The sequence below is a fragment of the Gluconobacter sp. R75690 genome, from assembly GCF_015244525.1.
Classification (GTDB): Bacteria; Pseudomonadota; Alphaproteobacteria; order Acetobacterales; family Acetobacteraceae; genus Gluconobacter; species Gluconobacter potus.
This window is the reverse complement of record NZ_JABCQB010000013.1, coordinates 68,972-79,817: the sequence shown is the minus strand read 5'-3', so window position 1 is coordinate 79,817 and position 10,846 is coordinate 68,972. Positions and strand designations below refer to the sequence as shown.

Genomic DNA, 10,846 nt, shown 5'->3' with positions numbered 1-10,846 from the left:
GGAATAATCGTTTTTTCTGAAATATGATGCCCTCACAGGGAAGCAAGACCTGGGAGGGCCATCCGGAATAACGAACAGCAGATTTCACAAATATGAAGACTATCGTGGGAAACGACGAGAACCCGGCATCATTCGTCGCAGGATATGATCCTTGAGGATCAGAGAATGAAACGCCACGGCTGCCACATGTATCAGAACGATGATCATGATGACATTGGCTACCGTACCGTGCCAGCCAGCAATAAAATGCTGTACCGGCCTGTCCCACAGACGCGGAAACCGCCAGATACCAAATAAAGGAAAGCCATGTCCGAAAACATTCGCAATCCCCAACCCCACCACGGCAATCAGCAATACATACAGCAGACCATGAACGAACACTGCCGCCATATGCGACACGCCCCGTTCCGCAGGGGGCAGACGGCGGCCGCCCGTCACACGCCACGCGATTCGCACCAGAAGAAGCAAAGCCAGCAGAAAGCCAGTCAGAACATGGACCGACCAGATGGACAATCGCAGTGGCCCTTTGGGCAGGAGTTCCGCCCCTTCTGCCATCACCCACAAAAGCACGACACAGAAGCCCACGGCCCAGTGCAGGACAATTGTGTATCGGTCATAACGAAGTATGTCAGTCTCGTTCATATACACCCTGAAAAATGCATTTCTTTGCCTGTCATTTCACAAAATCGAAAAGAAATACGATAAAATATTCGCAAAGAACGAATTTATCAGCGCTCCGGATCACGGATCAGCTTCGGCGTCGCACAGAGTAACTGGCGTGTATAGGAATGCTGTGGGTTCGCAAAAACCCCGGCCACAGATCCCTCCTCAACGATCACCCCGTTTTCCATCACGACCACCCGGTCAGCAATCTGTTCCACAACCGACAGATCATGCGTGATGAAAAGACAGGCAAACCCCTGCTCACGCTGCAATGTCTGAAGCAGGGTAAGAATCTGCTGCTGGACGCTCAGATCAAGAGCCGAAACAGGTTCATCCGCCACAATAATCCTCGGATTTGAAATAATAGCGCGCGCGATCGCCACACGCTGACGCTGCCCACCGGACATCTCATGTGGCAGACGCCGTGCGAAGCCTTCCAGTCCCACTGACGTCAGAACGGCCTCTACACGCGCCCGGCGCGCAGCCTCATCCAGTCCGGGAACATGGCGCAACGGAGCCGCGACAATTTCAGCAACGCACAGCCTGGGATCAAGCGAGGAAAACGGATCCTGAAACACAAGCTGAACCTGACGGCGGAAATCGCGCTGCGCTGCTCCGCCAAGCGTTGCGATGTCGGAACCGTCAAAAAGAACCGATCCCGATACAAAGGACGTCAGCCCCATGACTGTCCGGCCCAGCGTGGTTTTTCCTGATCCACTCCCCCCGACAAGGGCAACGATTTCCCCCGCCCTAACCTGCAGCGACACGGCATCGAGCACCCGGCGGGGCGGCCCGGCACGCAGCAGACCACGCTTCGTAGCGTATTCCACACAGACCTGGTCGATCGACAGCAGGACGGGCGCTTTTTCTTTCACTCCCTCCACAGACACCGCTTTCCGCCGTGGCAGGGCCCCGATCAGCTTTCTGGTATAGGGATGGGTCGGATGAGCCATCATCGCCCCGGTCGGGCCTGCCTCCACCATAACGCCCTTTTCCATGACGATCGCCCGCTCGGTATAGCGTTCGACCAGAGGCAGATCATGCGAGATCAGCAGAAGCGCTGTCCCCTGTTCCTGCGTCAGTTCAACCATGATGTCCATGACTTCACGCTGGCTGAGAACATCGAGCGCCGTGGTCGGTTCATCGGCAATCAGAAGGCGAGGCTTCAGCAGCAGTACGGAAGCCAGCATGATCCTTTGCCGCATCCCGCCCGAAAATTCATGCGGATAGGCCGCAAGACAGCGCTGGGGCTCACGGATCCGGACACGACGCAGCATATCAATGATCCGGCCACGAATAGCCGCCTGCGACAGCCCGCAATGACGTTTCAGCCCTTCAGAAAGCTGGCGGCCAATCGTCAGGGCCGGATTCAGCGACGTCATCGGCTCCTGAAAGACCATGCCGATCCCGGGGCCGCGCAGACGCTGCAGACCCGGGGAACCCAATCGGGTGATCTCCTGTCCCTGGAAGCGGATCGTCCCTCCCACGACCTGCACGGGAGGAGGCAGAAGACTGACGAGAGCCCGCGTGGCCATGGTCTTTCCCGAACCACTTTCGCCAATGATGGCCAGACGTTCTCCGGCGGCAAGGTCCAGATTGAAATCCTGAACGAGTGTAGCCCCCGCACGCGTGGCAATCCGCAGATTCCTGACCTGAAGCAGAAGATCGGTCACGTCCGTTCCCTTGGGTCGAGGCGGTCGCGAATGGCGTCACCCAGCATGTTGACGCCAAGCAGGGTCAGCATGAGGCAGATCCCCGGCGCAAGGCTCAGCCACGGAGCCGTGCTGATATAAGGCCGCGCCTCGGCCAGCATGTTCCCCCAGGTCGGTGTGGGAGGCGGCACACCAACCCCCAGAAAGCTTAGGGCACTTTCATAAAGGATCACCCATCCGAACAGGCTGGTCGCAATAATCAGGATCGGCGGCAGGGCATTCGGCAGGATATGACGGCACATCGTATAGAGCGCGCCGTCTCCGGCAACTTTCGACGCCTCGACATACTCCCGCTCGCGGATCGACAGCACACTGGACCGCACGACCCGCACGACAGCCGGGAGGTAGGATACCGCCAGCGCAATGACGATGGCACTCCGGTTGCCGCCCATCACCGCAACCAGCGTCAACGCCAGCAGCATCGCCGGAAAGGCAAGGATCGCATCCGCGACGATCATGATCAGCCTGTCCGTCCATCCCCGCAGGTAGCCCGCCAGCACCCCGACCGGCACCCCCGCGACAAGCGTCGCACAGACGGTCTGAAGCGCGATCAGCAGACTGGTCCGCGCGCCCAGCATGGCACGCGACGCAACATCCCGCCCGAAGGCATCGGTCCCAAGCCAGTGCGCCACCGTAGGCGCCTGAAGCACATGGTCCAGATCAATGGCGCGCGGATCGTAAGGCAGCCAGACAAAGCCGAGCACGACAACTCCGAGCAGCAGCCCCACAAGCACGCCCCCCACCAGACTGCCGAGATGGGATGGCTTCATGATTTCACCCGCGGATCAAAAACAGGATAGATCAGATCCACGACCAGATTGACCAGGACAAACACCAGCGCCGTCAGCAGCAGACATCCCTGGATCACGGGATAGTCGCGCGCCAGAATGGAATCCACCATCAGCCGTCCAAGCCCGGGAAGCGTAAAAACCGTTTCCACGACCGCAACGCCACCCAGCAGATGGCCCAGCGTCAGCCCGATCAGGGTCAGCGTCGGCGCAAAGGCATTGGGAAAGACATGCCGGGCCAGAACCAGACGTTCAGGAAGCCCCTTGGCACGGGCATGCGTAATGTAATCGAGCGCGAAAACATCAATCGCACTGGCCCGCATCATGCGGGTAAGGGTGCCTGTTTCAGTCAGCGTCAGCGTCGCGATCGGCAGCACCAGAAACAGCAGGGCTGCCCCCACGCTCTCTGAAAACGGAATATAGCCGACAATGGGCAGCCAGTGCAGCTTCACGCCAAACACGATCAGCAGCACCAGCCCCAGCCAGAAACCGGGCACGGCCAGCAACAGCCCGGTCGTAGCCGAAACGGCAAGATCGATGGGCTGGCCATGTTTCCAGGCGGCCATCATCCCGAAGACAACCGCAAGCACCGTGGCAAACGCGACCGCAGGCAGAACCACCGCAACCGTCAGGGCGAAATGCGACAGCACAAGCCCCCCGACCGGCTCGCCACTGACGATCGAAATGCCCAGATCCCCCCGCAGGGCATGACCCAGCCACAGGAGATACTGTGTCACCAGCGGACGATCGAGCCCCAGTTCCCGGTGCATGGCCGCCAGCGTCGCCGGATCAGCACCTTCCCCCAGCATCACCAGCGCCGGATCTCCGGGCACGAGACGGATCAGGAAGAAAACAGCGAGAGAAACCAGAAACAGTGTAGGAACAGCCAGCGACAGCCGCCCGATGATATAGCCAGACATTATGGATCGGTTCTCCGGCCGGGATCGACATCCCACAGACGCTGCAGACCGCCCGCCCATCCCTGATAGCCGGAAACGCGCGCGCGCATCGCCGCGATGCGGGATGTATTGAACAGCACCACCGCAGGCACGTCCTCACGAAACTGACTGTCCAGCGCGTCAAAAATATGCTGCCGGGCCTCACGGTCGTCCACGGACATGGACTGCTCCAGCAGGGAGATAGCCTCCGGATCGTCCCAGACCCTCCGTGGATCAGCCTTCTTGTCCCCCAGCAGGGAATCCAGGATGAGCGCCGGATCAAGGCGCGAGGAATACAGGAACACCATCGCCTGATAGTCACCATGCGCATATCGCGCGAGCTGGGTGGCCCAGTCGAGCGTCACGATCTCCATTCTGAGGCCGATCTCGCGCGCCATCGCCTGAATGATGATGGCGGAATCGAACGCCTGCGGATATCTGCGATTCGTCAGAAGTTCGACCGGCGCCCCCCGATAACCGCTTTCACGGACCAGCGCCCGGGCACGCGCCAGATCCTGCCGGATCACGGGCTGAACGGCCGCACTGAAATAGGGACTGGCGGCGGGAATGAACGAACTGTTCGGTGTTGCCGTCCCATGGGTCGCAACACGGGTCAACGCCCTGACATCCAGGCTCAGCGCAATGGCCTGCCGGATACGCGGATCGGACAGAACGGGGTCCCGGGTCTGGAACAGCAGGGCATACAGATCCATCGTGGGCGCGATGCTGAACCGGATATCCGTCCGTCCCGTCAGCCCACCCAGTTCGTTCGGCGCCAGATTGTCCAGAATATCGAGACTGTCCCGCAGAAGGGCGGCCGTGGCCGAAGACCCATCGGGAATGACTTCGAAATGCAGACGATCGACCAGCGCATGTTTGCCACCGCCATTGCCATCACGCGCACCGGGCAGGCTGCGGTAACCGGGAAAACGCAGCAGATCGATGAACTGGTTCCGCCGCCATTGTGAAAAGCGGAACGGCCCGGTACCGACGGGTGCAATCCAGTGCCCCCCGGCGTCAACCGAAGACGGATGGAGAATGCCGGTTCCCCCGCAGTCAGACCGCGCCAGTATCCTGAGGAACATGGGAGCAGGCCGGTCCAGCGTGACCGTCACACCATCCGCACCGGCAGCCTGCACCGCAAGCACACGCGCAATCCCGTGCGGACCGAATTCGGACTTGCAGCGCCAGTGACTGTCCGGCGCCAGATAACGCTGCAGCGACCAGACAACATCAGCCGGCGTCAGCGGCGCCCCGTTATGGAAACGCACCCCCTGGCGAAGCGTGAAACGATAGGTGAGCCCATCCGGCGTAACCGTCCAGCCGGACGCGAGCATCGGCGCGACGGTGCCATCCTCGCGGCTGGCCACGAGCCCCTCCACCACATGCAGCAGAACGGCATCCGTATTCTCGTCACGTTTCATACCCGGATCGGTCGAGGCGATATCCGAATTCAGGCGGCTGCGCAGCACCGTTTCAGCAGAAGCGGTCGTTACGATCGACAGCAGGGCCAGAAGCACCACCAGAATCCTGACAGTCCTCCGACGCACATTTGCCTCCCGTTCGACCATCAGCCATCCTGCCTTTCGTTGCGACCCGACATCAATAACACTGTTTTTTTGATATCGGAAAGACAAAATCAGACACTCCCGCCAAAGCCCGATTGGGATTGACGAAAAGGGTTTCTTCGTAACCATTAAAGGCATGTGTCGCTGTCCCGATCCCATCCCGTCCATGAGACATGGAGCCTAGAGTGTCCCGATCCGCTGGAGCCATCGACCCATCCGATGTCAGCGCCACCAGCCGTCTTCGCGCTGACCTCGCCAGCCGCATCCTCAACCTGCTCAAGGACCAGAAGGCCGAACCGGGGCATCGCCTCGTCGAGTGCGAACTCTGCCGCCATTTCGGCGTTTCCCGCACTCCGATTCGCGGCGCCCTGCAACTGCTGGCCAATGCTGGCACCGTCGAAGCACGCGCCAATCGCGGCTATGTCCTTCTTCACCCCGTCCGCGAAGCGCCAGAACCTCCTGCGCTGACCGAGCAGGGCGAGGAAGACCGGGAACTGCTCGTCAGAATCGCACGCGCCCGCAATAGCGGCCTGCTGCCCGACGAATGCAGCCAGCAGGAAATGGTCCGCCATCTGGACGTAACCATGGCGACACTGCTGCGGGTCCTGCGCCAGCTTGCGGATCTGGGACTGGTCGAGCGCAAACCGGGAAAAGGATGGATCTTCCTGCCGGCGATCGATTCAACACGGGCACAGGAAGAGAGCTATGCCTTCCGGCGGATTGTTGAACCGGCGGGGCTGCTTGCGCCCACTTTCGAGCTGGACTGGCATTGGCTGGAACGATCACGCGCCCAGCATCAATCCTTCAGAAAGCGCCGGTGGCGCGATACGCTCGCCGTCGAATTTTTCCAGATGAATGCCGATTTCCACGAGCAGCTCGCCCGCTGCTCCGGAAACCGTTACCTTCTGGGCGCCGTGCAGGGCCAGAACCGCCTGCGTTCGTTCCTGAATTACCACTGGGTCCACGGCGTACCGCGCGTCATCGCCTCAATCGAGGAACATCTGGCCATCATGGACGCCTTGGCGGATGGCCGGAACGATCGGGCCAGCCAGCTGATGCTCGATCATCTGGCCAGTTCCTCGCGGACATTCTCCCCGATGGCGCCCTCCCCGCAGATATAGGCCTGAGGCCCGACTGGACAGCGCCTCTGGCAACTCTCGTCCTCCTGCCATCCATCTTGTATTATCGATTTTTATGATACAATATTCCCTGCCGTAGTCTGAAGGATCTCACCGGCAGGAGCAGTCCAGACATGAAACACCCCAACAAACAGCGAACGGTCACCCGATCTCTGGTCCTCGCCCTCGGAACGTTTCTGACAGCATGGAGCACAGCCCACGCCGCGCCAGAAGACCACGACCGGGAACAGTTTCACGATCTCTACAAACAGATCCTCGAAACGGATTCCAGCGCCGCCACAGGCAGTTGCACCGCCGTCGCGGAAGAGGCCCGTGCACATCTGCTCGCAGCCGGATATCCCGCAAACAGCACGGAGATCATTCTCGCGCCCGATCTGCCCCGGGATGGAAATCTTGTCGCGAGCTTCCCCGGCACGGACGCGACGGCCCCTGCAATCCTGCTGCTCGCCCATATCGATGTCGTCAACGCGAAAGCATCGGACTGGAAACGCGATCCCTTCCGGCTGGTTGAGGAAAACGGCTATTTCTATGCCCGTGGTGCCGTTGACGATAAAGCGATGGCCGCCATTTTCGTCGACACCCTGGCCCGCTTCCGGCAGGACGGCTTTCGACCGAAACGGACGATCAAACTCGCCCTGACCTGTGGAGAGGAATCCGGGGGCCGGCTGCGCGGCATCCGCTATCTGATTGAACACCGTCCCGAAACGGTCAAAGCGGCCTTTGCGATCAATGAAGGTGGGTCGGGCTATCTCGACGCCGGGGGCAAACCCCGCCTGTTCAGCGTCGAGGCCGGACAGAAAGTCTATCAGGACTATCACCTGGCAGCGAGCGGCCCCGGAGCCCATAGTTCCCGCCCCGGCAAGGACAATGTGATCACCCGCATGTCCGCCGCCCTGGTCCGGCTGGGCGCCTATCGTTTCCCGGCCGATATCAGCCCGGTAACGCGGCGTTTCTTCGCGCGTTCGGCAACCCTGCAGACCGGAACGATCGCCACCGACATGCGCGCCCTCGGCGCAGGATCGAACGACCCCGCCATCATCAACCGGGTCGCCGACGCAGATCCCGTCTGGAACGCGATGATCCGCACAACCTGCGTCGCCACCATGATGACTGCCGGGCACGCCCGGAATGCCCTGGCCCAGTCAGCGGATGTCAACGTCAACTGCCGCATCCTGCCGGGCGAAGATCCACAGGCCATACAGGCACGCCTGACAGCGGAAATCGCCGACCCGTCGATCGTCATCACGCTCGGCTCATCCCCGGCGCCCCGCTCCATCGCGCCGCCTCTCACACCAGACATCATGACACCGATCGAACAGATCGCCGGACAACTCTGGCCGGGCGTTCCCGTCATTCCCTCGATCGCCCCCGGCGCGACGGACGGGCGGTTCCTGACTGCGGCCGGAACGCCAACCTACGGGGTCAGTGGCATTTTTCTCGATCCGGACGGGAATGGCATCCATGGGCTCGACGAACGGGTCCGCACACAGTCGCTCTATAACGGCCGGACCTTTCTCTATCGGCTGGTGAAGGATTACGCTTCCGAATAACCGGCCCCAGCGACCGGTTCCATCCGGACAAACAGGCTTCAACTTTCTCCCTGATGACAAGGAACAGCCCCATGCGTCCTGTGAACACGATTGCAGCAGGCCTCCTTGTCCTGCTCATGGCACAGCACCCCGCGACGGCCGCGCCCGTTGCAGAAGACCGCCACGGCCTGCCACAGCTTTCCGTGCATGATTTCGCCGCCAAATATCTGATGCAACAGGCCGACCTCGCCGACCTGCACGTCTACGAACAGGCAAACGCCGCCCTGAAATCCGGCACCGACCGGCGCCCGCGCATCGTCATGATCGGTGATTCCATCACGTTCCACTGGAAACCGGATGAACGTCCTTTCCCCCAGACGGTCAATGTCCTCAACCGGGGTGTCCCCGGCCAGAACACCGATCAGATGCTGCTCCGGTTCGAAGATGACGTCGTCGCGCTTGATCCCGTTGCGGTTGTCATCGCTGGTGGCGCAAACGATGCCCGCGTCTATGCCGGGCCGCCAGAAGCCGCACGCAGCGCCGTGCTCGCACGGATCGCACGCAACGTGACCGCCATGGCAGATATTGCGCAATCGCATCATATCCGGGTCATCATCGCTGCGATTACCCCCTGCAAGAGCTGCGCTGCCCTCGACCGGGACCCAGAAACCATCAAAGCCGCCAATGCCTGGTTGCGCAGTTTCGCCGCAAGCCGTCATGACGCATATGCGGATTATTTTTCCGCTCTGGCCAATGCCGAAGGAACCCTGCCCGCGGATCTGACCCTCGACGGACTGCATCTGACGCCATCCGGCTATGCCCGGATGTGGCCACAGCTGCGACAGGCCGTCAAACCAGAAACACTTCCCCGATAGAAACAGGAAGGCCGGGAGGGCATTGCTCACCACACAGGATAATTTGTATTATCTTGCTCAGTAATACAACACATTGACTTGTCGCACTTTCGCGCGTAACAGGCAAACATGTCCAGGCGGCAGACGGTTTTCCAGATTTTGTGGGTTGTAGGCTGTTGAATAAGAGTTCTCACATACCCCACCCGTATGCCGTATCGGCCTCTGCGCTTCCCCGGGCGACGCCTTCTGAAAGACATGTCGATGCCGGCGCGATTTCCGCCTGGCTCGACAGCATCGAAGCAGCCGGCCTCGAACTCCATGCCATGATGCTATGGCGAAAGGACGCCGTTGTCGCGGAAGGCTGGCGATGGCCCTACCAGCCACAGTCCCGACGCATGACCCATTCCGTCACCAAAAGCGTGACGGCCTGCGCGATCGGCCTACTTGTAAACGAAGGCCGCCTGTCGCTGGACGACCGGATCACCAGCTTCTTCCCCGAAGCAAAGGCGACCTCAGGTGAACGAACGGCAAAAATCACCGTCAAACATCTTCTGGAAATGCGGACAGGACACGCTTCGGAAGTGTCCGGCTCCATCTGGCGTGGCATCAGAACCAGTTGGACCGACGAATTCTTTCGTATCCCCGTTGTGAACGATCCCGGAACGACTTACGTGTATTCCAGCGCCGCGAGCTATATGCTTTCAGCCATTGTCACGAGAGTAACCGGCGAGACACTCCACGCTTATCTGCGGCCCCGCCTTTTCCTTCCGCTCGGAATTCATGGAGAACACTGGGATATCGGCCCTGATGGCATCAATCCCGGGGGCAACGGCCTGAGCCTGACGACCGAAGACATGCTCCGCCTCGGTATCCTGCATCTCCAGAACGGACGATGGAACGGCCGCACACTCCTGCCGGCCTCATGGGTCACGGCAGCCACACAGCCACAGGGCACGCAAACCTACGGTTATCACTGGGTTGTCGGAGACGGCTACTACGCCGCCCTTGGCGTCTTCGTTCAGGCAGTCCTTGTTTTCCCCGAGCAGGAAAGCGTACTGGTCCTCCAGGGCGCCATGGAAAACAGCGCCGCGATCCTGCCGCATATCAGGCAATATTTCCCGCATGCTCTCATCGCAGGCGGCAAGGCGTCCGAAGACGTCGCATTGCGGAACCGGCTTCTTTCCTGGAAAAAACCACCCCCGATCGCGCCGTGCGAAAACTTCCCTTCCCAGAAGGGCGAAACACGGTGGCACATGCACGACAACCCCCTGGATATCAGCGGGATCGTGCTCGACACCACGCCGGAAATGATCCGTTTCACCCTTGTGGACTCCACTGGCGCACACAGCATCCAATGTGGTCTCACAGACTGGATCCGCGGTATTTCCACGATGCCGGGTGCCTCCCTGCATCACGGCTATCTCCTGCGCGACACCCCGGTCGTCGCCGGAGCACGCTGGCTCTCCACAGATTGCCTTGAACTTGTCTGGCATTTTCCGGAAACGGCATTCCGCGACACGATAACCCTTCGGTTCTCCGGCACACGCCTGACGCTCGACCGTGAAGTGAACATCAATTCAGGCGACCGTCACTGGCCCACATTGCACGCCGACCTGTTGTCCTTTCAGGAAAAAACAGCCGGTACCCCGGCCTGA

The 10,846-nt window shown here is 60.5% G+C and carries 9 protein-coding genes; 4 read left to right on the top strand and 5 right to left on the bottom strand.

The genetic code is table 11. The annotated features are described in order from the left end of the window. Nucleotides 1–99: 99 nt before the first annotated feature. The 5 genes from HKD27_RS13995 to HKD27_RS13975 form a co-directional block, all read right to left on the bottom strand. Nucleotides 100–642 carry a cytochrome b gene (locus HKD27_RS13995; RefSeq protein WP_194263725.1) on the bottom strand — a complete coding sequence of 181 codons (543 nt, stop codon included), beginning with the start codon at nt 640–642 and terminating at the stop codon, nt 100–102. Nucleotides 643–728: 86 nt separating this feature from the next. After that, a complete protein-coding gene (locus HKD27_RS13990; RefSeq protein WP_194689861.1) occupies nt 729–2,336 on the bottom strand; it encodes an ABC transporter ATP-binding protein in 1,608 nt (535 codons plus the stop codon). Next, nucleotides 2,333–3,145 (bottom strand): ABC transporter permease, encoded by an 813-nt coding sequence (locus HKD27_RS13985; RefSeq protein WP_194689860.1) that lies wholly within the window; start codon nt 3,143–3,145, stop codon nt 2,333–2,335. The genes HKD27_RS13990 and HKD27_RS13985 overlap by 4 nt, the downstream gene beginning before the upstream one ends. After that, a complete protein-coding gene (locus tag HKD27_RS13980; protein WP_194689859.1) occupies nt 3,142–4,083 on the bottom strand; it encodes an ABC transporter permease in 942 nt (313 codons plus the stop codon). The genes HKD27_RS13985 and HKD27_RS13980 overlap by 4 nt, the downstream gene beginning before the upstream one ends. After that, complete coding sequence (locus tag HKD27_RS13975) at nt 4,083–5,672, bottom strand: ABC transporter substrate-binding protein (protein ID WP_197436620.1); 1,590 nt, start codon at nt 5,670–5,672, stop codon at nt 4,083–4,085. Before HKD27_RS13975 ends, HKD27_RS13980 begins: the two co-directional genes overlap by 1 nt. 182 nt (nt 5,673–5,854) lie before the next feature. Between HKD27_RS13975 and HKD27_RS13970 the strand changes: the two genes are divergently transcribed. The 4 genes from HKD27_RS13970 to HKD27_RS13955 all read left to right on the top strand — a co-directional run bounded on the left by HKD27_RS13970 (nt 5,855) and on the right by HKD27_RS13955 (nt 10,846). After that, nucleotides 5,855–6,790: a GntR family transcriptional regulator gene (locus HKD27_RS13970; protein WP_194689858.1), complete on the top strand. Its 936-nt coding sequence runs from the start codon at nt 5,855–5,857 to the stop codon at nt 6,788–6,790. Nucleotides 6,791–6,921: 131 nt separating this feature from the next. Further along, nucleotides 6,922–8,358, top strand: a complete 1,437-nt coding sequence (locus HKD27_RS13965) for a M20/M25/M40 family metallo-hydrolase (protein ID WP_194689857.1) — start codon at nt 6,922–6,924, stop codon at nt 8,356–8,358. A gap of 71 nt (nt 8,359–8,429) precedes the next feature. Then, a complete protein-coding gene (locus tag HKD27_RS13960; RefSeq protein ID WP_194689856.1) occupies nt 8,430–9,212 on the top strand; it encodes a GDSL-type esterase/lipase family protein in 783 nt (260 codons plus the stop codon). A gap of 155 nt (nt 9,213–9,367) precedes the next feature. Continuing rightward, the gene (locus HKD27_RS13955; protein WP_197436619.1) at nt 9,368–10,846 is read left to right on the top strand and encodes a serine hydrolase; all 1,479 of its coding nucleotides are present in this window, start codon (nt 9,368–9,370) and stop codon (nt 10,844–10,846) included.